This window comes from Rothia sp. CCM 9419, assembly GCF_048512815.1.
In the GTDB taxonomy this organism is placed as follows: domain Bacteria; phylum Actinomycetota; class Actinomycetes; order Actinomycetales; family Micrococcaceae; genus Rothia.
Genome location: NZ_JBLXXY010000003.1, coordinates 162452 through 187618, shown reverse-complemented (window position 1 = coordinate 187618; position 25167 = coordinate 162452). Strand labels below are relative to the sequence as shown.

Annotated in this window: 28 protein-coding genes; 4 read left to right on the top strand and 24 right to left on the bottom strand. The window is 49.7% G+C overall.

Annotated elements, in window-relative coordinates; all coding sequences use genetic code 11:
• Position 1 precedes the first annotated feature (1 nt).
• From rph to clpS, 5 genes are all read right to left on the bottom strand, one after another.
• Positions 2-730: a ribonuclease PH gene (rph, locus tag ACN08W_RS04115; RefSeq protein WP_419108873.1), complete on the bottom strand. Its 729-nt coding sequence runs from the start codon at positions 728-730 to the stop codon at positions 2-4.
• 41 nt (positions 731-771) lie between these two features.
• Positions 772-1620, bottom strand: coding sequence for an MBL fold metallo-hydrolase (locus ACN08W_RS04110; protein ID WP_419103894.1), 849 nt, complete (start codon positions 1618-1620; stop codon positions 772-774).
• Between the two features lie 12 nt (positions 1621-1632).
• Positions 1633-2592, bottom strand: coding sequence for a glutamate racemase (gene murI, locus ACN08W_RS04105; protein ID WP_419108921.1), 960 nt, complete (start codon positions 2590-2592; stop codon positions 1633-1635).
• Positions 2593-2690: 98 nt separating this feature from the next.
• Positions 2691-3254 (bottom strand): DUF2017 domain-containing protein, encoded by a 564-nt coding sequence (locus ACN08W_RS04100; RefSeq protein ID WP_419108872.1) that lies wholly within the window; start codon positions 3252-3254, stop codon positions 2691-2693.
• A gap of 1 nt (position 3255) precedes the next feature.
• Positions 3256-3549, bottom strand: coding sequence for an ATP-dependent Clp protease adapter ClpS (clpS, locus tag ACN08W_RS04095; protein ID WP_419101457.1), 294 nt, complete (start codon positions 3547-3549; stop codon positions 3256-3258).
• Between the two features lie 267 nt (positions 3550-3816).
• On the opposite strand from clpS, the gene ACN08W_RS04090 reads away from it, so the two are divergent.
• Complete coding sequence (locus ACN08W_RS04090; RefSeq protein ID WP_419108920.1) at positions 3817-5082, top strand: nicotinate phosphoribosyltransferase; 1266 nt, start codon at positions 3817-3819, stop codon at positions 5080-5082.
• Between the two features lie 111 nt (positions 5083-5193).
• Complete coding sequence (locus tag ACN08W_RS04085; RefSeq protein ID WP_419101458.1) at positions 5194-5817, top strand: isochorismatase family protein; 624 nt, start codon at positions 5194-5196, stop codon at positions 5815-5817.
• Between the two features lie 142 nt (positions 5818-5959).
• On the opposite strand, the gene ACN08W_RS04080 is transcribed toward ACN08W_RS04085, so the two are convergent.
• The 7 genes from ACN08W_RS04080 to ACN08W_RS04050 form a co-directional block, all read right to left on the bottom strand.
• Positions 5960-7756, bottom strand: a complete 1797-nt coding sequence (locus ACN08W_RS04080) for a DEAD/DEAH box helicase (RefSeq protein ID WP_419101459.1) — start codon at positions 7754-7756, stop codon at positions 5960-5962.
• A 150-nt stretch (positions 7757-7906) separates the two neighbouring features.
• Positions 7907-8605, bottom strand: a complete 699-nt coding sequence (locus ACN08W_RS04075) for a hypothetical protein (protein WP_419108871.1) — start codon at positions 8603-8605, stop codon at positions 7907-7909.
• Positions 8569-9321, bottom strand: coding sequence for a hypothetical protein (locus ACN08W_RS04070; protein ID WP_419108870.1), 753 nt, complete (start codon positions 9319-9321; stop codon positions 8569-8571). Before ACN08W_RS04070 ends, ACN08W_RS04075 begins: the two co-directional genes overlap by 37 nt.
• A 177-nt stretch (positions 9322-9498) precedes the next feature.
• Positions 9499-9795 carry a DUF3039 domain-containing protein gene (locus ACN08W_RS04065; RefSeq protein WP_419101461.1) on the bottom strand — a complete coding sequence of 99 codons (297 nt, stop codon included), beginning with the start codon at positions 9793-9795 and terminating at the stop codon, positions 9499-9501.
• A gap of 60 nt (positions 9796-9855) precedes the next feature.
• The gene (locus tag ACN08W_RS04060) at positions 9856-11451 is read right to left on the bottom strand and encodes a hypothetical protein (RefSeq protein WP_419108869.1); all 1596 of its coding nucleotides are present in this window, start codon (positions 11449-11451) and stop codon (positions 9856-9858) included.
• Positions 11427-12182: an ABC transporter ATP-binding protein gene (locus ACN08W_RS04055; RefSeq protein ID WP_419107003.1), complete on the bottom strand. Its 756-nt coding sequence runs from the start codon at positions 12180-12182 to the stop codon at positions 11427-11429. Before ACN08W_RS04055 ends, ACN08W_RS04060 begins: the two co-directional genes overlap by 25 nt.
• 293 nt (positions 12183-12475) lie before the next feature.
• Positions 12476-13402 (bottom strand): co-chaperone YbbN, encoded by a 927-nt coding sequence (locus ACN08W_RS04050; protein ID WP_419108868.1) that lies wholly within the window; start codon positions 13400-13402, stop codon positions 12476-12478.
• Positions 13403-13562: 160 nt separating this feature from the next.
• Here ACN08W_RS04050 and ACN08W_RS04045 point away from each other — a divergent pair, with 160 nt between their 5' ends.
• Positions 13563-14831, top strand: coding sequence for an AI-2E family transporter (locus ACN08W_RS04045; protein ID WP_419103606.1), 1269 nt, complete (start codon positions 13563-13565; stop codon positions 14829-14831).
• Between the two features lie 93 nt (positions 14832-14924).
• Here the strand turns inward: ACN08W_RS04045 and ACN08W_RS04040 are convergent, their stop codons facing one another.
• Complete coding sequence (locus tag ACN08W_RS04040; protein WP_419101466.1) at positions 14925-15257, bottom strand: ATP/GTP-binding protein; 333 nt, start codon at positions 15255-15257, stop codon at positions 14925-14927.
• Positions 15258-15349: 92 nt separating this feature from the next.
• On the opposite strand from ACN08W_RS04040, the gene nucS reads away from it, so the two are divergent.
• The gene (gene nucS, locus ACN08W_RS04035; protein WP_419106936.1) at positions 15350-16069 is read left to right on the top strand and encodes an endonuclease NucS; all 720 of its coding nucleotides are present in this window, start codon (positions 15350-15352) and stop codon (positions 16067-16069) included.
• 148 nt (positions 16070-16217) lie between these two features.
• On the opposite strand, the gene ACN08W_RS04030 is transcribed toward nucS, so the two are convergent.
• The 11 genes from ACN08W_RS04030 to ACN08W_RS03980 all read right to left on the bottom strand — a co-directional run bounded on the left by ACN08W_RS04030 (position 16218) and on the right by ACN08W_RS03980 (position 25164).
• On the bottom strand, positions 16218-16478 hold the full coding sequence (locus ACN08W_RS04030) for a F0F1 ATP synthase subunit epsilon (RefSeq protein WP_419101468.1): 261 nt from the start codon (positions 16476-16478) through the stop codon (positions 16218-16220).
• A complete protein-coding gene (gene atpD / locus ACN08W_RS04025) occupies positions 16478-17941 on the bottom strand; it encodes a F0F1 ATP synthase subunit beta (protein ID WP_419101469.1) in 1464 nt (487 codons plus the stop codon). The genes ACN08W_RS04030 and atpD overlap by 1 nt, the downstream gene beginning before the upstream one ends.
• A 45-nt stretch (positions 17942-17986) precedes the next feature.
• Positions 17987-18919: a F0F1 ATP synthase subunit gamma gene (locus tag ACN08W_RS04020; RefSeq protein ID WP_419108867.1), complete on the bottom strand. Its 933-nt coding sequence runs from the start codon at positions 18917-18919 to the stop codon at positions 17987-17989.
• A gap of 79 nt (positions 18920-18998) precedes the next feature.
• On the bottom strand, positions 18999-20624 hold the full coding sequence (gene atpA / locus ACN08W_RS04015) for a F0F1 ATP synthase subunit alpha (protein ID WP_419103657.1): 1626 nt from the start codon (positions 20622-20624) through the stop codon (positions 18999-19001).
• A gap of 162 nt (positions 20625-20786) precedes the next feature.
• Positions 20787-21602 carry a F0F1 ATP synthase subunit delta gene (locus ACN08W_RS04010; RefSeq protein WP_419103609.1) on the bottom strand — a complete coding sequence of 272 codons (816 nt, stop codon included), beginning with the start codon at positions 21600-21602 and terminating at the stop codon, positions 20787-20789.
• Entirely contained in the window at positions 21602-22156 is a 555-nt protein-coding gene (locus ACN08W_RS04005; protein WP_419103610.1) for a F0F1 ATP synthase subunit B, read from the bottom strand. The genes ACN08W_RS04010 and ACN08W_RS04005 overlap by 1 nt, the downstream gene beginning before the upstream one ends.
• A gap of 48 nt (positions 22157-22204) precedes the next feature.
• Positions 22205-22414 (bottom strand): ATP synthase F0 subunit C, encoded by a 210-nt coding sequence (atpE, locus tag ACN08W_RS04000; RefSeq protein ID WP_419101473.1) that lies wholly within the window; start codon positions 22412-22414, stop codon positions 22205-22207.
• A gap of 128 nt (positions 22415-22542) precedes the next feature.
• The gene (gene atpB, locus ACN08W_RS03995; RefSeq protein WP_419103611.1) at positions 22543-23334 is read right to left on the bottom strand and encodes a F0F1 ATP synthase subunit A; all 792 of its coding nucleotides are present in this window, start codon (positions 23332-23334) and stop codon (positions 22543-22545) included.
• A 92-nt stretch (positions 23335-23426) separates the two neighbouring features.
• A complete protein-coding gene (locus ACN08W_RS03990) occupies positions 23427-23681 on the bottom strand; it encodes a hypothetical protein (RefSeq protein WP_419103612.1) in 255 nt (84 codons plus the stop codon).
• 36 nt (positions 23682-23717) lie between these two features.
• A complete protein-coding gene (locus ACN08W_RS03985) occupies positions 23718-24125 on the bottom strand; it encodes a hypothetical protein (RefSeq protein WP_419106935.1) in 408 nt (135 codons plus the stop codon).
• On the bottom strand, positions 24115-25164 hold the full coding sequence (locus tag ACN08W_RS03980; protein ID WP_419106934.1) for an MraY family glycosyltransferase: 1050 nt from the start codon (positions 25162-25164) through the stop codon (positions 24115-24117). The genes ACN08W_RS03985 and ACN08W_RS03980 overlap by 11 nt, the downstream gene beginning before the upstream one ends.
• Positions 25165-25167: the final 3 nt, after the last annotated feature.

Sequence of the window (25167 nt, the reverse complement as noted above, 5' to 3'; positions counted from 1 at the left end):
TTTATTCTCCTAGTGTTTCACGCTGAATACGGGTGAGTTCTGCTGTTCCTTCTAATGCTAGGTCAAGGAGTGCGTTAAGTTCGTCTCTGTCGAAGGGCACGCCTTCTGCTGTTCCTTGTACTTCGATGAATTTTCCGTCGCCGGTGACAACAATATTCATGTCGGTTTCGGCACGGACGTCTTCTTCGTAGGGTAGGTCAAGCATGGGTGTTCCGTCGATGATGCCGACGGATGTTGCGCAGACGCTTCCGGTGATGGGTTGTGCGTTGCGGTTGATAATGCGTTCTTTTTTAGCCCATTCGATAGCTTGTACGAGGGCGATGTATGCGCCGGTGATGGCGGCGGTGCGGGTTCCGCCGTCTGCTTGGAGTACGTCGCAGTCGAGGACGATGGTGTTTTCGCCGAGTGCTTGGGTGTCGATGACGGCGCGTAGGGAGCGTCCGATCAGTCGTGAGATTTCGTGGGTGCGTCCACCAATTTTGCCTTTGACGGATTCGCGGGTGGAACGGCTGTTGGTGGCGCGTGGCAGCATTGCGTATTCTGCGGTGACCCATCCTTTGCCTTGTCCTTTGAGCCAGCGTGGTACGCCTTCGGTGAAGGATGCTGTGCAGAGGACGCGGGTGTTTCCGCATTCGATGAGGGCTGAGCCTTCTGCGTTTTGTGACCATCCGCGGGTGATGGTGATGGGGCGTAGTTCGTTGTGTGCGCGTCCGTCTTTGCGTGTTGTCATGAGTTGTTCTCTTTTCTTGTAGGTGGTTGGGGTGCGGTTTTTTAGAGTCGTTTTCCGATGACTTTGAGGGTGGTGGTGTGTGCTGGTATGTGTTGTGGTCTGGGGTGTACGACGTAGGTTGCGCTGGCTTCTGCTATTCCGATTCCGCCGTCGTATACGGTTTCTGCTTCGGCGCGTATGGTTTCGGGGTCGTTCCATACGGGTAGGTGTGTGAGGAGGAGGTTGCGTGCGCCGGCTTCTTTGGCGGCTTCTGCTGCGCGTTTTCCGGTGAGGTGGATGCCGCGTAGGTGGTCGTCTCGTCCTTCTTGGTAGGCGGCTTCGCAGAGGAAGAGGTCTGCTTGGTGTGCGGCTTTGACGAGTCCGGGGCAGGAGTCTGTGTCTCCAGAGTATGCGATGATGGTGTGCCCTTGGTCTGAGTCGCATTCGATACGTAGCGCGTAGGGTGCTACGACGGGGTGGACAACATCATAGGGTGTGACGGTGAATGGGCCGATGTTGACGGGTTGTTCGGCTTGCCATTCGTGGAAGGTGAATTCGGTGTCCATGCTGGTTTCCATGGTCAGTCCGTGCGTGTTGAGGAGGTATTCGTGGATGCCTTCGGGTGCGTAGAGCGGGATGGGTGGTTTGTTCCATCCGCGGGGGTCCCATTTGACGGCGACGTGTACGCCGGAGAGGTCGATGCAGTGGTCTGGGTGGAGGTGGGAGATGAGGATTGCGTCGATGTCTTCGAGTTTGACGTGACGTTGGAGGACGCCTAATGCCCCGTTGCCCATGTCTACGAGTATTCGCCAGGTTTTGCCGTTGAGGTCTGTTGCTGAGATCATGTAGCAGGACGCTGGTGAGGTGGCGCTAGGGAATGAGCCGGAGCAGCCGATGACGGTCAAACGCATAGATGATGAACCTTATTTGTTGTGCTCGCTGATGGCAGGTGAGACGCTGATACGCGGGGTTTCTGGTGTCATCACTGCTAGTGAGCCGGTGGGGTATTGGTGTGCGATAGATTCTGTGTGTCTAACGCTGGTGACTTCTGGGCCGAGGAAGCGTCGGGCAAGTTTTTCGAAGGATTCTGTTTCACCGGTGGCAAGGAATTCGTGGGAGGTGCTCAGCCCTGCTTCTCGTTCCATGCCGTGTTGTACGAGTGCACGGTAGACGTCTTTTGCTGATTCTTCTGAGGATGAGACGAGGGTGACGTCCTCCCCCATGATGTATGAGATGACGCCGGTCAGTAGCGGGTAGTGTGTGCATCCTAGCACGAGGGTGTCGACGCCGGCTTCTTTGAGGGGTGTGAGGTATTTTTGTGCGGTGGCGAGGAGTCCTTCGCCGGAGGTGATACCGTTTTCGACGAATTCGACGAATCGTGGGCAGGGTACGGAGTAGATGTCGCAGGTGCTCACGGCGAAGGTGTCTTCGTAGGCTCGTGAGTTGACGGTTGCTTCGGTGGCGATAACGCCTATTTTTCCGTTGCGTGTTGCTGAGACTGCTCGGCGTGCTGCTGGTTGGATGACTTCTACGACGGGTATTCCGTATTTTTTGGTGTAGCGTTCGCGTGCGTCGCGTAGTACGGCTGCTGATGCGGTGTTGCAGGCGATGACGAGCATTTTGACGCCGGAGTCTACGAGTTCGTCCATGATGCGTAGGGCGTTGGCGCGTACTTGTGCGATGGTCAGTGGCCCGTATGGGCCGTTTGCGGTGTCTCCGACGTAGATGATGTTTTCGTGTGGGAGCTGGTCCATTACTGCGCGTGCGACGGTGAGTCCGCCGACTCCGGAGTCGAAGACTCCGATGGGTGCGTTGGAGGTGGGGGTTGCTGGTATGTGCGTTCCCCAACTCGTTTGTATGGTGGTGTGTTTTTGGTCGGTCATGGTGTTTTCGAGAATACTGTGTGTGGGTGTTGTTGTGGTGTTCCTGAGTGTTATGTTGTGGGAAAGAGGATAAATCTCACGCTGTGGTGTGAGGTGTGTTAGTTTTCGTCGGGTAGTTGGCTGAGCATTGCTTCCATGAGGGTGTCTTGGAGCCATGTGATGAAGTTGTAGACGAAGGACATGTATTCTTCGACGGTTTCGACGGTGTTGTTGTTGGTGTATTCGCCGATTTTCTCGGCTTGTTCTTCACTGTGGATGTTGAGTCTTTCGGCGAGTGTGAGGCGTACGTCGTTGAGTGCGGAGGCCCATGCTTGTGCGTGTTCGTCGTTGAGGGTGATGTTTTGGTGTTGTACTTGCATGTGTGCAAGTTTGAGGTTGCCTATTTTGTGTTGGCGTAGTGAGAGTTCGGTGTAGCGTCGGTATTCGTCGGCTACTTCTGGGTCGTCGGATGCGACGGGGAGCATGCGTGCGACGGCTGGGTCTTCGGGGATGTCGGTGTTTTCGGTGATGCCGATGAGTGCGGCGAGGGGGTCTTTTTCTGGTTGTTCGTCGGGGGTGAGTGCGGTGGCTACGTCGTTGAAGAGTTTGCCGAGTAGTTCTGCTTCGGTGGCGGAGAATTGTGCGGTGTATCCGCGTGGTGTGGCTTTGAATCCTTGTGCCATGTTAGTTTTCTGCCCTTTCGAAGGTTGCCCAGAGTCCCCAGCTGTGTAGTGCTTGGGTGTGTTTTTCGGCGGTTTCTTTGGTGCCGGTGTAGACGATGGCTTTTCCGTCGTTGTGTACTTGTAGCATGAGGGTTTTGGCTTTGTTGGTGCTGTAGCCGAAGTGTACTTTGAAGACGTATGTTACGTAGCTCATCAGGTTGACGGGGTCGTTCCAGACGATGACGTTCCAGGGGGTGTCTGGTTGTTGGTGGGTGCTGGCCTCTTGGTGTGGGGCTTCTTGTGGGGCAATTGACATGTTTGCTCCTTACGTCCTGGGGTGGGTGAGCTCTCGTGTGGATGGGTGGTCGGTAGCTACTGGTCTATCCTATCGGTTGAGCTGTCTTTGGCCAGTGTGGTGTGGAGTGTGGTGTTGTTTTGTGTCCAGCAATCTACTTACATGCAATTTTACCTTATGTATTTAGTATAAAGTTCGTGCTGGAGGTTATATAACGTTCTTTCAGGCAGTAAAGTTAGTGTCGTGTCTACTTCAACAGCTTTATTAACTGACCATTATGAATTGACGATGCTTCAGGCAGCGCTTAAGTCTGGTACGGCGCACCGTCACAGTGTTTTTGAGGTCTTTACTCGCCGTCTTCCTGCAGGCAGACGCTACGGTGTTCTTGCCGGTACAGGACGTTTCTTAGAGGGTCTTGCAGATTTTCGTTTTACCACCGCAGAGCTAGATTATTTAGCGGATGCGCAGGTGGTCAATGATGAGACGCTCTCGTATTTAGAGAATTTTCGTTTTAGCGGAAACATCTATGGTTATGCTGAGGGTGAGGTGTTCTTCCCTCATTCTCCGGTGTTGCAGGTGGAGGGCACTTTTGCTGAGGCCTGCATTTTAGAGACGTATCTGCTGTCTATTTTGAATTATGATTCTGCGGTGGCTTCGGCGGCATCTCGCATGTCTGTTACTGCAAACGACCGCCCGTGTCTTGAGATGGGTAGCCGACGCGCCCAAGAACAGGCGGCAGTGGCGGCTGCTCGTGCCGCCGTCATTGCCGGTTTTGAGGGGACGTCTAACCTTGAGGCAGGCAGACGCTACGGTTTGCACACGATTGGTACGAGCGCTCATTCTTTCACTCTTTTGCACGATAGCGAAGAGGAAGCATTCCGCGCACAGTTAGCTTCTCTTGGTAATAAGACCACTCTTTTGGTGGATACCTATGATGTGGAGAAAGCTGTTCGTTTAGCGGTTGATCTTGCCGGTCAGGAGCTTGGCGGTGTTCGTCTCGATTCTGGCGATTTGGTGGTTCAGGCGCGTTGGGTGCGCGAACTTCTTGACTCTTTAGGAAATACGAACACGAAGATTACGGTCACCAGTGATTTAGATGAGTACGCTATTGCGTCCTTAGCTGCTGCCCCTGTTGATTCGTATGGTGTGGGCACTAAGCTGGTGACCGGTTCTGGTGCTCCTACCTCCTCAATGGTGTATAAGGTTGTTGCCCGCGAGAATAGTGATGGTGTGATGGAGCCTGTTGCTAAGGCTTCTCGGGGTAAGGGTTCTCATGGCGGGCGTAAGTCTGCTGTACGCCAGTTGAATTCTCGTGGTGTTGCTACGGCGGAGCTGATTGGTGTTGGGCCGACCCCGTTGAAGGTTGAGGGGTCTCGTGAGCTACTTGTCGAGTTCGTCAAGGACGGGCAGCTTCTGCCTGGTTTTGTGGGTGCTGAGGGTGTGCGTCGTGCGGCGGAGCGTCATCAGCGTTCTATTCAGGAGCTTCCGTATGCGGCGCATCGTCTTTCTGCTGGTGATCCGGTGATTCCTACCGAGTTTATTGACCAGAAATAGGGTTTTTGCTCTTTTTTGATATGGTGTTGCCTCACCTCGTAGCCGGCTGGTTATGTGGTGAGGCAACATGTACACACAGCATAGATGTCTAGAAAGAAACGGGTTTATACCATGTCTAAAGCGTTGATTATTGTCGATGTTCAGAACGATTTTTGTCAGGGTGGTTCTTTAGCTACTGAGTCTGGTGCGGAGGTTGCGTCTCTCATTAGTGAGTATGTGGAGAACAACCATCATAAGTACAGCACGATTGTGGCGACCTTGGATTGGCATATCTCCCCTGGTGAGCATTTTAGTGATACTCCTGATTATCAGGTATCGTGGCCGGTGCATTGTGTTGCCGATAGTGAGGGCGCGCAGACTCACCCTAACCTTGATACCGATTATATTGACGGGTATTTCCGTAAGGGTGCGTTTGAGGCTGCTTATTCTGGTTTTGAGGGGCTTCTTGCACCGGAGGATACTGTGATGACTGGTGAGCGTGATGCTCAGGCTCAGCAGGTGGATGATTCTCCGAAGGTCTCTCTTGATGATTGGCTTCAAGAGCATGAGATTGCTGAGGTTGATGTGGTGGGTATTGCCACCGATTTTTGTGTGAAGGCTACGGCGCTTGACGCTATTGATGCCGGCTATGACACTCGTGTTCTGTTGGGTTTGACAGCACCTGTGAGTGAGCAGGGTTTGTCTGATGCTGTTGAGCAGTTAGAGGACGCGGGCGTTACCGTCGTAGAAGACTAGCACTCCCCCGCTTTTTCTGCCGTTAGAGGCTTTTACGGTGAGCGTATTACACACCCCACATAGGGTGGTGTGTAATACGCTCACCGTATTTTCTTTAATGTTTTATGGGCGCTCTACACTTATACCCGCCTAGTGTGTGTTGTTATTTTCTTCCAATAAACCAGTCAGCCAGCTTATCGATGCGTGCCCTAATTTGGTCGGCAGTTGCCTGCGCAACCGCTGGCCCACCACAGGCGCGACGCAACTCGTTATGAATCACCCCGTGCGCTTTTCCAGAACGAATAGCATAGGCAGAAACATTCTTCGCTAACTGATTTCTGAGGTTTTTGAGCTGCCGGTGATCAACCACGGTGGGTGTGCTGCCTTGTGGTTTACGTGCGGCATGTTCTTTTTGGCGTGCTTGAAGTAGCGTGCTGACTTGTTCGGCGTCTAGTAGCCCGGGGATGCCGAGGAAGTCTTGTTCTTCTTCAGAACCGAGTGCTACACCGCCGGTGCTGTATTCTGCGCCGTCGTAGAGCACCCCATGAAAAGACGCTTCAGAGCCGAGTGCCTCAAATTTTCCGCGGGTGAGTTGTTCGCTGGCGCGGTCTTCACGGTTGGCTTCGTCGATGAGGTGGTCGTCGAGTCCTTCGTTGAGCGGGTCGGCGGGTGTGTTTGCGGTTTTTCTGTCGAGTGCGTGGTCTCGTTCGGTTTCCATTTCGTTGGCGAGAATCATCAGTTGCGGTACTGATGGGAGGAACACCGACGCGGTTTCTCCTCGTTTGCGTGCACGCACAAAACGTCCGACGGCTTGTGCGAAGAAGAGCGGGGTGCTGGTTGATGTTGCGTAAACACCGACGGCGAGTCGGGGTACGTCGACGCCTTCGGATACCATGCGCACGGCGACCATCCAGCGTTGGTTTCCGGCGGAGAATTGGTCAATTTTTTCGGATGCGGTTTTGTCGTCGGAGAGTACGACGGTGGGTTTTTCGCCGGTGATGGCGTGGAGTTTTTCGGCATAGGCGCGTGCGTCTTGGTGGTCTGTGGCGATGACGAGTCCGCCGGCGTCGGGTACTGTTCGGCGTACTTCGGTGAGGCGTTTGTCGGCGGCGGTGAGCACGGTGGGTATCCATTGCCCTTGCGGGTCGAGTGCGGTGCGCCATGCTTGTGCGGTGACGTCTTTGGTGAAGCCTTCACCGAGTTGTGCCGCCATTTCTTCGCCGGCGGAGGTGCGCCATTGCATTTTGCCGGAGTATGCCATGAAGATGACGGGGCGCACGACGTGGTCTTTGAGGGCTGGGCCGTACCCGTAGGAGTAGTCAGATGCGGAGCGTCGTATGCCGTCTTGGTCTTCTTCGTAGCGGACGAATGGAATGGGTGAGTCATCGGAGCGGAAGGGTGTGCCGGTGAGGGCGAGTCGGCGTGTGGCGGGTTCGAATGCTTCGCGTAGCCCGTCTCCCCATGAGAGGGCGTCGCCGGCGTGGTGAATTTCGTCCATGATGACGAGGGTACGCCCGTTTTCGGTGCGGGCGCGGTGTAGTAGGGGTTTGTGCGCTACTTGTGAGTAGGTAAGTGCTACGCCTTGGTATTCTGCCCCGTGTGAGCCGTCGGAGTTTTTGTAGTTGGGGTCGATGGCGATGTGTACTTTTGCGGCGGCGTCTGCCCATTGTTTTTTGAGGTGGTCTGTGGGGGCGACGACGGTGAGCCGGTTGATGACTCCGCGGTTGAAGAGTTCTTTGGCGACGGTGAGCGCGAAGGTGGTTTTACCTGCGCCGGGGGTTGCTACTGCCATGAAATCGCGCGGGTTTTCGCTGAAGTATTTGTTCATGGCTTCTGCCTGCCATGCGCGTAGTTTGGTGGCGGTGCCCCATGCTGCACGGTTGGGGTATGCGGGTGAGAGTTCAGTGTTGGGTGTGTTATGTGCGTCGAATAGTGATTCTTGTTCGTTGTTTTCGCTCATGGTGTTCTCTCCCCCTGTGTTTGTGGTGGCGCCCGTGTGCTTTATGTGCGTGGGTGCTCTGTTGAGTTTAGTGCGCTTGGCTTGTTTTCTCTACTTGCGCACGAGTTCACGTACATCACAAGGTAGGAGGAACACCCTTTTTAGATAGAGTTATTTTCTTCTCAGCTGTTTTTTCTTCGCCAAGAATGATTTTCCAGAATTTTTTACTTGCACATCTTGCACATACCGTTTATTAAATTCAGGAGAGTTTAATATCTCATAGCATCTCTTAGCATTTTCCTTTTCTTTATTTTCATAGTAAGAAGCACCAGGCAACAATAGAAATATCTGATACGTTAAATACCATACAATAAATAAAATTACAAAACTACCATAGAGCAGCCAAGGATTGTTCACATAGTCACGGAAAACTTGCACAGCTGAATCTTGCACTAGAGAGAACCATCCCCCATTGTGAGCACTATATATTTGCGTTTCCGGAGGAGTCGTTGACGCTAGAAATAATGTTGGTTTTGGATCTACCAATACTGGATCTGATGTTAGTAAGTGTATTGATTTTGACACTGGCGACTTCGATAATAAAATTCCCATTTGAGCAGAATAAGAAGCCGCAAATTCAAACACAAGAATATAAATGTACGAGGAAAGTAAATTCTTTAATGGATGCCGTTCCTTGCGTTCCCCCCTAAAGATATTTAACAAAAAGGTGAAAATTAATATAAACATTACAATATAAAATTTATCATCTTTTATCTCATCATACCAATCAACCCAAGGACCAAAATTGAACAAAACGGCAAAAACTAATAGACCTACTTTTCCGAATACAAAAATTCTAGGAACAACCAAAAAAATAAGCGTAAAAAAAGAATATACACAAAACCAAGAATATAAATATGCCATCCAAAATTTCCTGTGATATAACCACCTCCATACCGAAAGAGAGTAGACATAATATCAAATTCAAGAAAAATTGCAAAAATTGGAAAAATTACAAAAAATACAAAAAGGATAAAGTTGAAATCGTTCTGAAATATAAAATTTTTCTTCATATCCAGATAGATATCTTTTATTCTTACAACACAGATAGCATCGCAGCGCCCCTGTCTAAACTCAGAATTATCAAGAAGCACTCTGTAAATTTCATTCTTAGTTTTCCCGCTTTTAACAGAAGTTTCTTTTATGTAAGCTTCAATACCATCAATATAAGATTTCTCTGAGGAACATAAGAATTTATAGTCTTTTAATCTATGCTTAAACATAAATGGGAATACTCTAATGAATTTAATGTTAAAATCATGAATTATTTTACCGTTTTCAATATTGCATATAAATGATTTTCTTAAGTAAACACAAACTATTACAGCGCAAAAATAAATAAAAATCTTCACTAATAAGATGAAAAAATATAGATAATCATCTAAAAACACACATGAACCTTTTATCCAATTTATCCAATTTAGTGGATTTAGTAAATTTATATGCTGTGATAAAAAATAAAATACTCCCATCAAAGCGAAAATTATATAAACACGAGGTGTATCTTTTAAAAAAGTATTACTCATATCAAGACCTTTAACCATCAAATATTATAAGAGTGCAGAGAATGCACAGCCTCCACCTAGTCAGCCTTATTATAAGCTGAACTAAAATTTTTAGCACCTACACTTCGTCACAAAAGCGCACACAAAAAATGACCCTACCCAGCCACATAGCTAGATAGGGTCGCCTCACAGCTTCAGCTAATTCTCGCCGTCGCCATCATCCTTACCCGGACGCAAACCATCATAAATTTCCTGACACTGCGGGCACACCGGAAACTTCTCAGGGTCACGCCCCGGAGTCCACACCTTACCGCACAACGCACGCACAGGATTACCCGTCAGAGCAGACTCCATAATCTTCTCTTTACGCACATAATGGCTAAAACGCTCATGGTCACCCGGCTCAACAGTCTCCGTCAGCTCACGCTCCAACAACGCAGTGCCACCACGCGTATCTGGCGCAAAAGGATCTTCAACTCCAGGAATAGAAGACATCTCTCCTCCTCACAAACAGCAATACATCAATAACCACATACTACACAAAAGAAAAGTATGTTACCTCTTCAACTGAGCAAAACACTCAGGAGCATGACGCTCATACCGGCGAGCACTCACACGCATCACACACCACACGCACAGCACACCATACACCAGCGACACTGCGCCCGTGCACCACGCCCACACGTCCTGCCCCGTCAACAAGTAGACGCCGTACAGCACAAAGGTTGGTATCAGCGCCGCAAAAATCAATAACGAGACACCTAAACGTGCCAGAACCAAACCAGCACCGCCCGTATTCTGCGGTGTTTTGAACGGGCCAGAACCAGGTGGCGGAGTCGGCGGCGGCAACGTCACATCAAATAATGAGCTAATAGCAGCAGCCGTACAAAAAGCACCAACCGAACCACCAGCAAGAGCGAAAAACTCCACAAAACTAGCGCCACGATACCACAAGAAAAACGTTAAACAGAAGAGCAGAATCGGCAAGAAGAGAATGCTCAAACCATAGAAACGGCCCCAGCGGTCATCCTTTCCACGCAGTGGAGAAATAAGATGTGTAGCCAACGCAGAATCATCATACGCCACCAAATAATAGAATGTAGAGCCTACCATCAACGCAATAAACAATGGCCCAATATCAGAAAAAGCGCCGCTATCCCTGCCAGCAGAAGCTGAGAACGCTTCACCAAAAGCCATCAGCACATAGAATGCAGGCGGAATCACCATATATGCGCTCATACGAGAATCGGTGAAGAAAGAATGTATGGTGCGAGCAGCAACAGCCCAACGTGTATGGGCTGGAAAATGCGCAAAAATACCGATATTCCCTGCTTCTTTAGTGCGTGTACCAGTTTTCGCTGTTGAAGCACCCAAATATTCCATCTCATGAGTGAGCAACTTATTCCATAGCACCCAACCAACCGCAACATACACAGCAGTTAGAGCACAACGACCAGCAGCCATCACCCATGCGCCGTCAAGAACATCACCGGGAACAGCCCATATAACGCCCAGCGGGCTCCACGCCAAAATGTTAAGAATGGTTGGAAGATAATCCCAGATAGATGCCACAGCACCAGCAATCAGCATAAGAAACGGGACTAAACAAATCATCAGAATAACCATGACTACCGACATCACGTTACGCAGCATACGATTCTGATAAATACGCTGACCCACCATATTAATCAGGCGAGACATCATCATCATTAACAGTAGCCCCACCGGAGCACACAAAATATAGCTGACCAACACTAACGGCTGATGAATGAAAGCACCAGCAGTCACGAGCGTGGCAAGAGCCGTTAAAAAGCCGAGAACACCTATGAGGTTGCCCCACAGTTGCGCCCATTGAATATCTCGTGCAGACAACGGGTACGGGGCAAGCTTATCGAGGTCAAGCGCATTATCAACCCATGCAAAGAACAAGGGCACCACCAGCCAGATAAGGCTAGACACCACACCAAAGCACAGCGCCCATATCTGTTGTTGGGGTGATTCTGTGCCGGCTGTCAGTGACGCAAAAGCCCATAAGACAAGAAGACCAGACCCATAGAGCAGCGCAATAATGGTGCCAAAGATAGCCCACATATTACGTTTAAAAGAGGCAAGAAAATCTGCCCATTTTAGTTTGAGGAGGACTTTAACCATGAGATTCCCTCCGAAACAACACGTCCACCAACCAGTTCAATGAACCGCTCTTCTAAAGTCTTGCCAGCACACACATCATCTAACGTGCCAGAAGCAACGATACGTCCCTCGTTCATCACTGCCACATGGTCGCATAGGCGACCCACCAAATCCATCACATGTGATGAGAGCACAATCGTTCCACCCGATTGGATATAGCCGCGCAAAATATCCTGAATGTTCGACGCCGAAACAGGGTCTACCGCCTCAAACGGCTCATCAAGAATCAGAAGTGAAGGGGCGTGAATCAGCGCGCACCCTAACCCAATTTTCTTTGTCATACCAGCAGAATAATCGCATACGCGACGCCCACCAGCATCACCCATTTCAAGGACGTTCAACAGGTCGGCACTACGTTCTTTAACCGTCTGACGGTCTAACCCATGTAACATGCCCGCATAATATAAAAGTTGTTCGCCGGTGAGCTTATCAAAAAGACGCACACCATCAGGAAGAACACCCACCTGCTTTTTAGCGGCAATAGGATCTTCCCAAATGTTTATTGTGCCAATATGCGCTGTTCCAGCGGTAGGACGCAACAACCCTGTTGCCATGTTCAGTGTGGTCGTTTTACCAGCACCGTTACGTCCCACCAGCCCAAAGAAAGAACCACGAGGAATGTCCAGATTAATACCGTCTACAGCCACCTTGTCTCGATATTCTTTGACCAGATGACGTAAGCTCAACGCCATGGGCTGTGACGGGGCAGAATGCTCTGGTGTTGGAATCTGCTCGCTCACTTGGGAAAAGTTGCGTTCTTCGGTGTCTGGTTGAGAAGGTGTATTCCACGGAATCTGATCTGTCACGAAGCGTTCCTCTCGTTGCGAGCGCATACTATTTCGGCACATCATCTAACAGTTAAAATAATAAATGCTGTGGTTCACAGTCTAGGTGTTCTTGTCAACCACAGCAAATATTCATCGCTCATACTACGCGCCCAACACCGTACCGGTGCAAGCGGTTAGGCGGTGTGTTACGGTCTCTTTTAGAAGAGGGCTGTCATTAAAGCAGTGCGCGCTTTAACCACGCGAGGATCAGCAGAACCAACCACATCAAAAAGCTCTACCAGACGTTCACGCACCGTGTTCTGAGCCGAAGTGTCCACCTGTTTAAACACGTTAATAAGACGGTTAAACGCATCCTCAACATGCCCACCCGAAATATCAAGGTCAGCAACAGCCAACGCCGCCTCAACATTCAACGGCTCTTGCGCCGCCTGAGCACGCACCTGCACCGTATCATAGGCAGACACTCGTGATAGCAGATTCACCTGAGACAGCCCCAGCTTAGCGTCCTTATCCCCCGGGTTCTCCGCTAAAGCACGCTGATACGCTTGCTGAGCAGCAGCATAATCACCACGATCAATAGCGTCTAACGCTTCTTGATGTAACGGAGGTAAAGGCTTCTCGGCAACCTCACCCGCAGAAGGAGCGAAACCACCCGGAAGCTGGTGCTCTGCAGCAATCTGAAGAACCTGTTGCAACACATCTGTCGCCTGCGCCGTATCAATCGGAGTATTAAACAAAGGTGCTGGACGCCCAGCAAGAACTGCTACACCTGCCGGAACGCTCTGCACCTGAAACGCCTGAGCAATCTCAGGGTGAGCACCCACATCCACCGACGCCAACAACAAATTACCGCCAGCAGAATTGACGACCTCCTCAACGGCACGCAACGTCTGCTCCGAAGCGGCAGACTGTGCAGACCACAGCACAAAAATAACAGCACCTTGCGAAGACATCTGAACATACTTCTGAAAATCCTCGCCACTGGTAACCTCATACCGGTAACTCACCGCAGTATCACCAGCAGGTGCAGAAGACTCAGCAGAAGCCGGCTGTTGAGCCAACTGAGATAAGTCAGGTGCACGACGTACCGACGACGGAATAAAAGGTTCATGAGAAGAAGCCACAGTTTACCTCCTACAAATAAAAGAATGTTGCGTTATCTAAAATCTACCGTTTTTTCTCGTCATAAAGCAGTGTTTCTAGCCGTCGGCTGAATCCTACTCTCAGGAATAAGGTATAAAGTTGTCTCAGATACACCGTATATCAAGACGAAAATAAAAAATTATGACCAAAGAATCTGCAGTCGAGAAAACTTTCAAACATCTCAAAGAAAAACTCAACCAATGCAAAAATAAATGCGTAGGCTTACCTAGCCCACAACCTCGCCCACGCTTTGAACCACCAGAAGAACCCGAAACGTTAACAGAAGAAACCAGCATCGACACCATCGAAAACACGGCAGAAGAAACCGACTCTTCACCCAACACCTTCGAAGCGCCCGCTATCGCTATCGCTAACCCTGTTCGTGTCGGCTTCCTCCTGACCGTCGGTGTTGGTGCAGCACTACTAGCACTCTACTTCCTCACCAATATCGGCCCACTCGCCGGCTGGATTGTTGGGGCGCTCTTTATCGCCCTCGGACTCGACCCCGCCGTACGCAAGCTAGAAAGTCTCGGCCTTCCACGTGCAGCCGCCGTACCCGCCGTCGTCGTCACTTTCGCCCTCGTCGTTGTTGGACTCATCTCATGGGTCGTCCCAAAAATTGCGCGACAGACCATCCAATTCGTCAATTCTTTCCCCAACGACTTCGCAGACTTCCTCAACTCACCATTTTTCACCTCCATCGACGAAAAATTTGGTATACGTAACTGGGTCACAAACGAAGTATCAAAAACATTCCAAGGACTCACCTCAGACTCCAACGTTGTCAGTTCCTTCTTCAACACCCTCGTCAACGCTGGCTCAACCGTTGCCAACATTCTTACCGGAACAATTATTGTGCTCTTCTTGAGCCTCTACTTCCTCTCATCACTACCCCTGATGAAAGCATGGTTTGTTCGACTCACTCCCGCCTCAAAACGTGAAACCGTCAGCAAACTCACCGACAAAATCACCGAATCCGTTGGTAACTATGTTCTCGGGCAAGCAGCCGTAGCCTTACTCAACGGCACTTTTGCGCTAACCGTCATGCTCATCGTAGGGGTTCCTTTTCCTGAGCTTTTCTCACTCATCGTCGTCATCCTTGCCTTTATCCCCCTTATTGGTGGAGTCTCCGCAGGAATTATCGTCTCCGTATTCTCACTCACCGCTGGATGGCAAGTCTCTCTAGCATTCGCTATCTGCTACTTCATCTACCTACAAGTTGAAGCGTACTTCATCTCACCGCGCATCATGTCTAAAGCTGTTGCAGTCCCCGGTGGTATCGCCATCATTGCAGTGGCTGCAGGCGGAAGCCTCTGGAGCGTACTCGGTGCACTCATCGGCATCCCTGTTGCGGCGTCTTGCCTCATCCTCGTTCAAGAAATACTCGTACCAAGACAGGACAAAAACTAAAACCGTATAACACCAATACAACGGGGTGTGGGGTATGAAGAATCGTTCTTCATACCCCACACCCCGTCCTATTGCAGGATTACACCTAAAATATCAACGGCGACGAGTCTGCCAACACCGCTGATGCCAATGCCGACGCTCAGCAATAGCCTGAGCCTTACCAAAAAGATGATTTTCTTGCCACACCACCAAATGTGCAACACCGGGGCTAATAGTTCGCCCACATTCAGGACAAATATAATTCTTGCGAGCATTCACCGCCGGCATATACTGCACATACCAGTGACCATCTGAAGCGACCTCAACCGTCGGAGACGGATCAAGAATCCTCGAAATATCACGGCCAGAAGAAACAGCGGCACGCTGCCACTTACTAGGAGCACGGCCAGAATTGCCATTACGACGACGAGAAGAATTGCGGGACATAAATACTACTATCGTACATATCCGGCTCACACTCAAATACACACCCACAGAATCGACACCCAGCGCCTGCACAAACTGTTAGAGTTATGTGCGTGCGACTTGTTATAGCAGAATGTTCCGTAGATTATGAGGGCAGATTACGTGCCCACCTCCCCCGTGCCACACGCCTACTCATGCTCAAAAATGACGGCTCGGTACTCATCCACTCCGACGGAGGCTCCTATAAGCCCCTGAACTGGATGAACCCACCGGTCAATATGCACGTCCTAGAGGGAGAAAAACTCACCCAAAGCAGCCAATTCACCGAACTGGCAGACCCCGAAATACAACAATTATGGACGGTACAAGCAGCCAAAAGCGACGACCGTCTTCTCATCAGAATCTACGAGGTCATCGGAGAACTCTCCCACGACCTCGGCATCGACCCCGGACTCGTCAAAGACGGCGTAGAATCCGATCTACAACGCCTCCTTGCCGAACAAATCGAAACCCTCGGTGCCGGATATACTCTCGTCCGCAGAGAATACCCCACCGCTATCGGCCCTGTTGACATCATGGCACGAGACGCCAACGGCGCATCCATTGCGGTAGAGCTCAAACGTGTAGGCGACATCGACGGTGTTGAACAGCTCACCCGATACCTCGAACTACTCAATCGTGACCCGCTACTTGCCCCCGTCAAAGGCGTATTCGCAGCTCAACGCATCAAACCACAAGCGAGAACCCTCGCAGAAGACCGCGGTATCCGCTGTATCAGCCTCGACTACGACGCCATGCGCGGAGTAGACCAATCAGAAAACCGACTCTTCTAAACCCCAAAATATAACACCATATAAAAATTCATCATGCTCTTAGACTCACAGTGTTAGAGCACCACCATTAAAAACAAGAGGTGTTTGCTTCTTCACCCTTCTGAACAGAAGGAGAAGAAACAAACACCTCTTCTCATATGAGGTTTATTTAGACCTTCGCGTGCTTAGCAGCAATAGTGACGCGGTCATTAGAAACCGTCAAAAACCCCTCTTGAAGAGTGGTCGTCATCGGCTCACCAGAAACCGGCTCAATATACAGCTCACCATCTTCAGCAAGAAGAACACACGTCGGGATATGCCCCGGAAGGATACCCAAATCACCGGTGACAGTGCGAGCACGAACATATTTCGCCTCGCCCTCCCACACACGGTGTTCACGAGATACAACCTCGACTTTTAGTGCCGTCATTACTTGGCTCCAGTCTGTGCCTTGATTTCCTCGTAGCGGCGGAAGACATCGTCCATACCACCAATGTTGTAGAACGCCTGCTCAGGGATGTGGTCTACATCGCCGTTGCAAATCATCTGGAAGGACTCAATGGTGTCCTTCAACGGAACAGTTGAACCCTCAACACCGGTAAACTGCTTCGCAGTGTAAGTGTTCTGAGAGAGGAACTGCTCAATACGACGTGCACGAGAAACAACAACCTTCTGCTCTTCAGAAAGTTCGTCCACACCAAGAATCGCGATGATGTCCTGAAGTTCCTTGTTCTCCTGAAGAATAGCCTTCACACGGATAGCAGTATCGTAGTGTTCGTTACCGATGTACTGCGGATCCAAAATACGTGAGGTTGAAGAAAGCGGGTCAATAGCAGGGTACAGACCACGAGAAGCAATCTCACGAGAAAGCTCAGTTGTTGCATCCAAGTGAGCGAAGGTTGTCGCTGGAGCAGGGTCAGTGTAGTCATCCGCAGGAACATAAATAGCCTGCATAGAGGTAATAGAGTGACCACGAGTTGAGGTAATACGCTCCTGCAACAAGCCCATCTCATCAGCAAGGTTAGGCTGGTAACCCACAGCAGAAGGCATACGACCGAGAAGGGTGGATACCTCAGAACCTGCCTGAGTGAAACGGAAGATGTTGTCGATGAAGAGCAGAACGTCCTGATTCTTCACATCACGGAAGTATTCCGCCATGGTCAAACCAGTCAAAGCCACACGAAGACGAGTTCCCGGAGGCTCATCCATCTGACCGAACACAAGCGCGGTGTCTTTAAGAACGCCGGCTTCTTCCATTTCAACCCAGAGGTCGTTACCTTCACGAGTACGCTCACCCACACCGGTGAATACAGAAGTACCACCGAAGTTACGAGCCACACGGGTAATCATTTCCTGAATCAAAACGGTCTTACCAACGCCCGCACCACCGAACAGACCAATCTTACCGCCCTTAATATAAGGGGTCAGCAAGTCAATGGACTTAATACCGGTCTCAAGCATTTCGGTAGAACCTTCAAGTTCTGCGAAGCCAGGAGCAGTACGGTGAATAGGCCAGTAAGTGTCAGCCTTAATCTCGGAGTTATCGACGTCAAGAGCGTCACCGAGAACGTTGAAGATGTGTCCTTTCACGCCGTCGCCCACAGGAACAGAAATAGGTGCTCCAGTGTCAACAACAGCCTGTCCACGCACCAAACCGTCGGTCTGCTTCAAAGAAATTGCGCGGATGATAGAGTCGCCCAAGTGCTGAGCGGTCTCGAAAGTAATCGTAGTAGTAGTGCCACCGAGAGTTAAATCAGCGGTGAGCGCATTGTAAATATCCGGTACCTGACCGGCAGGAAACTCAACGTCGACAACAGGGCCGATGACGCGCACGATGCGGCCAGTAGCGCCCTGAGTCGGCGTAGCTGCCGATTCATTTACAGTGGAGGTCATAGTTCTCACTTACCTAATAAGAGAAAGTTATTGGTTGGTCTTCTGTTAAGATGCGGCGAGGGCGTCAGCGCCACCGACAATCTCAGAAATCTCGTTAGTAATCTCAGCCTGACGAGCGTTGTTCATCAAACGAGTGTACTTCTTGACAAGTTCATCTGCGTTATCACCAGCAGACTTCATCGCACGCTGGCGAGAAGCAAGTTCGCTAGCAGCAGCTTGCAATAAGCAGGCGTACAGACGAGACGCCACATAACGAGGCATCAACGCGTCCAGCACTTCCTGAGGGCTAGGTTCAAACTCGAACATAGCATCCTGTTCAAATTGCTCTTCATCAAGGCGAACACCTGGAACAATTTCTTCACCCATACGACGTGCTTCTTTAACAGCAATCGGTAGTAGACGAAGAATCTTTGTTTCCTGAGTTACCATCGACAAAAATTCGGTGTACACGATATGCAATTCATCGACACCGCCCTCTTCGAAAGGACGCTCATACGCACCAAGCAAAGCTTCACGCATTTCGATAGCCATTTCGACGTTGGGGTTATCGGTGTTACCCTCCCATGCACGCTCATACGGGCGTTCACGGAATTCAAAATATGATTTTGCTTTACGGCCAACAAGGTAAAGCTGAACCTCGCGACCTTCGCTACGCAACTTCTCAATCAGACCCTCCGCTTTTTTCAAAACGGATGAAGAGTATGATCCAGCTAAGCCACGGTCACTCGTCATCACCAAAATAGCTGAACGACGATGCTTAACAGACGTATCAGTCAACAACGGGTGTTGAATGGGGTGCTGAGTAGCAATAGCAGTAACAGCCTTTGTCAAAGCAGCAGCATAAGGGCTTGCAGCATCTGCGCTCTTACGTGCCTTATTGATACGAGAGGTCGCGATCATCTCCATCGCCTTGAAGATTTTTTTCATCGACGACGTCGAATTAATCTTCTGGCGGTAAACCCTAATTTGGGCTCCCATAGAGCTTCCTTTCAGTCCTAGCAGTTGTGCTGTTCTACGCTGTTAGGCTCAGAACAGCACAACCACATCAGGATTATCGCTAACCGATGGTTTCCTGAGATACGTCCGCATCAGATACTGGCTTATGCTCCTCATGACCAGCGTCTACGAGGTGGCTAGTACCTTCAGAGGAAAAGTTACGCTTGACCTCAGCAACCGCATTCTTCAATGCAGCTACAGTGTCGTCTTCAAGCTTTCCGGACTCGCTAATAGCGGTCAAGACGCCAGTGGAACGACGGAGGTAGTCGATGAACTCTTTCTCAAAACGGAGTACGTCAGAGACCTCAACGTCATCAAGGTATCCGTTCGTACCTGCCCAGATAGAAACAACCTGCTCTTCAACCGCGTACGGGGTGTACTGAGGCTGACGCAAAAGCTCCGTCAAACGAGCACCGCGAGTGAGCTGCTGTTTGGACGCATCGTCCAAGTCAGAAGCGAACATTGCGAAAGCTTCCATTGCGCGGAACTGTGCAAGGTCGAGTTTGAGAGTACCGGAGACTTTCTTCATGGCCTTGGTCTGTGCGGCACCACCCACACGAGAAACCGAGATACCTACGTCAACTGCAGGACGCTGGTTTGCGTTGAAGAGGTCAGACTGCAAGAAGATCTGTCCGTCGGTAATGGAAATAACGTTCGTAGGAATGAACGCGGAGACGTCATTTGCTTTGGTTTCGATGATGGGGAAACCAGTCATCGAACCAGCGCCTAGCTCGTCAGAGAGCTTTGCACAACGCTCAAGCAAACGAGAGTGCAAGTAGAAAACGTCGCCGGGGTATGCTTCACGTCCTGGTGGGCGGCGTAGAAGCAAGGAAACAGAACGGTATGCTTCTGCCTGCTTTGACAAGTCGTCAAAGATAATCAAAACGTGCTTGCCACCGTACATCCAGTGCTGACCAATAGCAGAACCGGTGTAAGGTGCGAGGTACTTGAAGCCTGCTGCATCAGATGCAGGAGAAGCAACGATGGTGGTGTATTCCAAAGCGCCGCGTGCTTCAAGGGTGCTACGTACTGCAGCGATAGTCGATGCTTTCTGACCGACAGCTACATAGATACAACGAACCTGCTTTTGAGGATCGCCAGATTCCCAGTTAGCTTTCTGGTTCAAAATGGTATCGACGGCGATAGCGGTCTTACCGGTCTGGCGGTCACCAATGATGAGCTGACGCTGTCCGCGACCGATAGGAATCATTGCGTCAATAGCCTTAAGGCCGGTCTGCAATGGTTCGTGCACAGACTTACGCTGGGTAACACCAGGTGCCTGTAGTTCTAGCGCACGGCGACCTTCAGCTTCGATAGGTCCCATGTCGTCGATGGGGTTACCCAGAGGATCAACAACACGACCAAGGTATGCGTCGCCTACGGGTACGGAAAGAACTTCACCGGTGCGGTGTACTTCTTGTCCTTCTTCGATACCGGTGAAATCGCCAAGGATAATAGCACCAATATCGCGGGTGTCTAGGTTCTGCGCCAAGCCAAGAGTGCCGTCTTCAAAACGAAGCAACTCATTAGCCATGACGGAGGGAAGACCCTCAATGCGGGCGATACCGTCAGATGCTGACGATACTCGACCCACCTCTACTCGTTCTACTTTGCCGGGTTCGTAAGACGCTGCAAACTCGTTTAGCGCGTTACGGACGTCGTCGGCGTTGATGGTCAAATCGGCCATCTTTTGTCCCTGCTCTCCTAATGTGTGGTTCTCCCCCACAGGTCGTGGGTGAAAACCGAAACTTGCTTTACGGTTGGTACGTTCTTCTAACCACCGTGGTGAGAAGAACCGCACCTTCCATCTGTATCTGCTAAATCACTATTGCGTATGCAATCCGTGGTCTTAGGCAACGATAGAGCGGTTGAGTTCGTTCAGACGTGACTGGACGGTGCCGTCAATAATGTCGTCTCCAACTTGAACCTTGAGTCCGCCTATTACCTGAGGATCAACGGTGATGTCTAGCTTCAGTTCTTGTCCATAGGCTTGTGAAAGCCCACGGCGCAACTTTTCGATGTGTGCGTCGGTTAGAGGTCGGGCTGATACAACACGTGCAACCGAGCGTTTTTGACGTTTGACGATAATTTCAACGAATTTTTCTGCCAAACGTGCAGGTGTCATTCCGCGAGGTGCGACGCTCACACGTTCAATCAACAACTGGCCTTCAGCTGTTGCTGGAGAACCAGCAAGAGTGAGAGCAAGTTTTTTCTTTGCTTCTGGTAGTGCACGGTCGTCGTTGAGAGCGATCTGTGCTGGTGCAGAAGAATTCAAAGTGTTGATGAAAGTGAGTAGTTCATCAAGAACCGTCTCCAAAGCGTTGGCGCCTGCGCGTACCTCTGCAGCTTGAGCTGTTGCATCAACAGCCACATGCTCGAGAGCATCAGCTAAATCACGTTCAGCAGACCAACGTGCAGTTGCAGCCGCTACAAAAACGTTCAGTGCCGGCTCCGAGACCTTACCGCGAAATACTTTCTGAACGATTCCTTCGCGTGCTTGTTCGCTACGAGAAGGGTCGGTCAGTGCTCGTCGCAGACCGCCATCAGCGTCTAGGACGTCAACAACAGCAAACAGCTCTTTAGCAAGATAGTCAGGACTTACTGCACGCTGTGCAGCAAGAACCGCTTCCACCTTCTTCAGTGATTCAGTAGATACTCCTGCCATTACCGAGCTACACCTGCGTTCTGCTGCTCGGTTTCAAGGTCAGCAAGAAAACGATCTACTACACGAGCTGATCGCTCATCATCGTTAAGGGATTCGCCAACAATTTTGCCAGCCAAAGATGTTGCTAAAGTTCCTACCTCTGAGCGAAGAGAAACTAGAGCAGCTACACGTTCAGCTTCGATAGTCTTCTGTGCATTATCGGTAATGCGCTGAGCCTCAACAGTTGCACGTTCTTTGAACTCAGCAAGAATTGCTTCACCCTCAGTACGAGCTTCTTCGCGAATCTTCTGTGCTTCCAAACGAGCGCTTTCAAGCTGTTGGTTGTACTCTTCGCGTGCTGCGGCCGCTTCTGCCTGAGCTTTTTCAGCTTTAGCAAGACCGCCCTCAATAGCCTCTTTACGTTCCTGATAGATCTCTTCGAACATCGGGATAACGTATTTGGTAACGATGAGGAGGAGGATCAGGAACCCGATGAAGACAATGACCATTTCCCAAACATTCGGGAAGAGAGGGCTAACGCTGTGCTCCTCTCCAGCAGCCATCAAATATGACATAGGGAAAATTCCTGTTCTATAGATTAGAGAATAAGGCGTGAGCCTTTATTACATAATGAACGCGAGAATGAGACCCAAAACTGCAAGTGCTTCAACCAAAGCGAAGCCCATGAAGAGCATTGGCTGAAGAGTGCGCTGTGACTCAGGCTGACGAGCAACGCTAGTCATGTAAGCAGCGAAGATTAGACCAACGCCAATACCGCCACCGATAGATGCAAGACCGTAGCCGATAACACTCAGGGAGCCTGCGATTGCCATGTTGTTTCCTTTCAACAGTGCCCGTTATGTGTTTTGTTCAACGAGCAGAGTTTTGATTATGTGGTGATTACCCGCATGTTACGGGATGCTATATCCTTCAAGCTCTAGATGAACTTGAGAAAACTTTTTTAGTGTCCTTCTGAAACTGAACCTTGTAGATAAACAGCTAGAAGCAACGTGAAGATGTACGCCTGAATACACTGAATCATCAGTTCAAGGAAGTAGAAGAATAGACCGAGAGCACCAGAACCTACAGCTGCAAGAGAACCGAATCCCCCCACCTCAACAATGAGGTACTGAGTCAAAGATGCAGCAACCAAAATCGCCATATGCCCACCGAACATCGTCGCAAAAAGACGAAGGGCGTGAGTTACAGGGCGAATCAAAAGATTTGAGAGGAACTCAATCGGTACAAGAATGATGTACAAGATAGGAGGAACACCAGAAGGCATGGTGAGATCTTTGAAGAACGTGCCAAAGCCCTTACGTTTGATACCTACGCCAACCCATGTAAACCATGCGAAGCCTGCCATTACATACGCTGCGCCAGCGTGAGACATTGGAGGTAGCTGAATACCAGGAATAGAACCAAAAAGGTTATTAACCAAGATGAAGAAAAAAGCAGTAAAGAGCAATGGCACAAAAGGCTTATATGCGTGAGCGCCAATGAGTTCTTTTGCTAGAGAGTTACGAATAAAAAGGTAACCGCTCTCTGCGATAAATTGCTCACGTCCGGGAACCATCGCACGCTTGCGACCTGCATGCATAAAAAATGCTGCGACGATGACAACGGAAAGTATCACCAGCAGCATCTGCTTGCCGAAACCAAACGAACCAATCGTGAAAATATCGGGAAGATGAGTATCTTCAACCGTGGGAGGAACATATCCCGCGGCGGTAACAAGCCCGTTTACGATCAAGGCAAGTCCTTTCTTGCATCAAAGTATTGGTCAAAATGACCGTGTACATATAAGTATGTTATTGAAAAATTATGTGTGACTCAATGATGTGGTCAGTTACGGTTCGTCATGTGATACCAAACGAGGTAGAACCCTCCGATTGCGCCAACAAGGGCACCAGCAAAAACTAACCATCGAGTTCCTAAAAAGTGATCCAGCACAAAGCCTACCAAACTCCAGATAGCAATGCCCAATATGACATAGAGCAAAGTCATGATTGCCCCAGCAATTCCGCCACCTGCAACAAGCTCTCCCGTAGTACGAAGCTTTTTATCGCCACGCCACCAAGGATTCTGCGCTTTACTCACTTTTTATTTCCTTCACACTTATTCTGACTATCTACCTTAATCATGATCAGCAAAATACAAGATACGCATTGCCATAATGCTCTTCATTGTCATCACTAACCACACCAATGTAGTAATCAAAGCGCCAGATAGCATCCAACCATTCGTCATCGCTTGTGGCAAAGGAACAATCAGTAGCAACATTGCACCAATCATTACTTTAATGACGTAGCACACCACCATTTGGCGTGCCACATTTGCCATCGAAACACGCTCAGCACGATGAGCAACAAGAACATCTATGCTAAACCATATCTGAACGATGAGACTACCTACCAAGAAAGCTAGAAAACCCCAGCGCCCTTGAATAAGTGCTCCCACCATAATACCTGTGATCGTTACTGGAATAACAATTTTACTCACCGAAAAGAAAATGTTTTTCCAGACAGAGCTATTACTGCCCATCAACAGACCCTTGCCCCTGACTCTTTTCAAGGCTATCTTTTTTAAATTTCTTCACCAGCTGAGGAGAATACAAATACATACCAAGCAACACAAAAGTCAGTAAACCGGCCCAAATAGCTTCCTGAGTTTCATACGGCAACGTCACAATAGCAAGAACCGAAATAAAAATAGTCAACAACGAAACCACTAAAGCACTTTGGATATGGGATAAACCAACATCGGTCAAACGCTGATAAGCATGTTGGCGATGCGGACAATACCACTTCTCTTTACGATAGATACGCAGCCAAAGAGTCACACCCGTATCCGCCAAATACACCAAAACAGGAGATAACAAATACTCTAAATACACTCCAGAGAGAAAAGCGCCAACAGCCATTGACGCAATAGAACCACCTAAAAAGTAAGAACCAGAATCCCCCAAGAAAACATTATTAACACTTCTAAGATTCCACGGTAAAAATGCTAAATACGCCAGTGATAAAGCAGAGCCACCAATAAATAACCAATTGAGATCATTCACCCAACCGGCATAAGCATAAAATCCGCCAACAATAAAACCGTGCAACCCAGAAATACCGTTCAAGCCGTCCATAAAGTTTGCAACGTTGATATAAGCGGCAATGGCCAAAACCGCTAGAGGAACCCACACCCACGATGTATGCAAAGAATAGGTCAGCAAAGATGTCACGACCACGCCGATAGCAAGTTGAATACCAAAACGCCAAAGAATAGGAACGCCTCGATAATCTTCGAGCCAACCAAGAATTACTGAGCCAAGCATTCCCACCAAAACAGAAAGCGCAACAGAACGGTCAATAGAAATCATGCCGAAAACAATCGCGAGAATATAAGCGATACAAGTGCCAGCAGCAGCGGCAATACCCATCCCCCTCAACGTCTGACGGTGATGCGAAGAACGTTCAGTTGGAATATCCACCATGTTCCATTTTTTCAGCAAAGGAATAATTGCCCGTGGCAAGAAAAGACTCACCATAAAAGCAACGAAGGCAGGAACCCACATCATAATGTTTTCCACGAC

What these genes read in the sequence shown, in the direction of transcription:
- rph (WP_419108873.1), bottom strand. Translation starts at nt 730, where the DNA reads ATGACAACACGCAAAGACGGACGCGCACACAACGAACTACGCCCCATC.
- ACN08W_RS04110 (WP_419103894.1), bottom strand. Translation starts at nt 1,620, where the DNA reads ATGCGTTTGACCGTCATCGGCTGCTCCGGCTCATTCCCTAGCGCCACC.
- murI (WP_419108921.1), bottom strand. Translation starts at nt 2,592, where the DNA reads ATGACCGACCAAAAACACACCACCATACAAACGAGTTGGGGAACGCAC.
- ACN08W_RS04100 (WP_419108872.1), bottom strand. Translation starts at nt 3,254, where the DNA reads ATGGCACAAGGATTCAAAGCCACACCACGCGGATACACCGCACAATTC.
- clpS (WP_419101457.1), bottom strand. Translation starts at nt 3,549, where the DNA reads ATGTCAATTGCCCCACAAGAAGCCCCACACCAAGAGGCCAGCACCCAC.
- ACN08W_RS04090 (WP_419108920.1), top strand. Translation starts at nt 3,817, where the DNA reads ATGCTTCAGGCAGCGCTTAAGTCTGGTACGGCGCACCGTCACAGTGTT.
- ACN08W_RS04085 (WP_419101458.1), top strand. Translation starts at nt 5,194, where the DNA reads ATGTCTAAAGCGTTGATTATTGTCGATGTTCAGAACGATTTTTGTCAG.
- ACN08W_RS04080 (WP_419101459.1), bottom strand. Translation starts at nt 7,756, where the DNA reads ATGAGCGAAAACAACGAACAAGAATCACTATTCGACGCACATAACACA.
- ACN08W_RS04070 (WP_419108870.1), bottom strand. Translation starts at nt 9,321, where the DNA reads ATGAGTAATACTTTTTTAAAAGATACACCTCGTGTTTATATAATTTTC.
- ACN08W_RS04065 (WP_419101461.1), bottom strand. Translation starts at nt 9,795, where the DNA reads ATGTCTTCTATTCCTGGAGTTGAAGATCCTTTTGCGCCAGATACGCGT.
- ACN08W_RS04060 (WP_419108869.1), bottom strand. Translation starts at nt 11,451, where the DNA reads ATGGTTAAAGTCCTCCTCAAACTAAAATGGGCAGATTTTCTTGCCTCT.
- ACN08W_RS04055 (WP_419107003.1), bottom strand. Translation starts at nt 12,182, where the DNA reads ATGGCGTTGAGCTTACGTCATCTGGTCAAAGAATATCGAGACAAGGTG.
- ACN08W_RS04045 (WP_419103606.1), top strand. Translation starts at nt 13,563, where the DNA reads ATGACCAAAGAATCTGCAGTCGAGAAAACTTTCAAACATCTCAAAGAA.
- ACN08W_RS04040 (WP_419101466.1), bottom strand. Translation starts at nt 15,257, where the DNA reads ATGTCCCGCAATTCTTCTCGTCGTCGTAATGGCAATTCTGGCCGTGCT.
- ACN08W_RS04030 (WP_419101468.1), bottom strand. Translation starts at nt 16,478, where the DNA reads ATGACGGCACTAAAAGTCGAGGTTGTATCTCGTGAACACCGTGTGTGG.
- atpD (WP_419101469.1), bottom strand. Translation starts at nt 17,941, where the DNA reads ATGACCTCCACTGTAAATGAATCGGCAGCTACGCCGACTCAGGGCGCT.
- ACN08W_RS04020 (WP_419108867.1), bottom strand. Translation starts at nt 18,919, where the DNA reads ATGGGAGCCCAAATTAGGGTTTACCGCCAGAAGATTAATTCGACGTCG.
- atpA (WP_419103657.1), bottom strand. Translation starts at nt 20,624, where the DNA reads ATGGCCGATTTGACCATCAACGCCGACGACGTCCGTAACGCGCTAAAC.
- ACN08W_RS04010 (WP_419103609.1), bottom strand. Translation starts at nt 21,602, where the DNA reads ATGGCAGGAGTATCTACTGAATCACTGAAGAAGGTGGAAGCGGTTCTT.
- ACN08W_RS04005 (WP_419103610.1), bottom strand. Translation starts at nt 22,156, where the DNA reads ATGTCATATTTGATGGCTGCTGGAGAGGAGCACAGCGTTAGCCCTCTC.
- atpE (WP_419101473.1), bottom strand. Translation starts at nt 22,414, where the DNA reads ATGGCAATCGCAGGCTCCCTGAGTGTTATCGGCTACGGTCTTGCATCT.
- ACN08W_RS03985 (WP_419106935.1), bottom strand. Translation starts at nt 24,125, where the DNA reads ATGGGCAGTAATAGCTCTGTCTGGAAAAACATTTTCTTTTCGGTGAGT.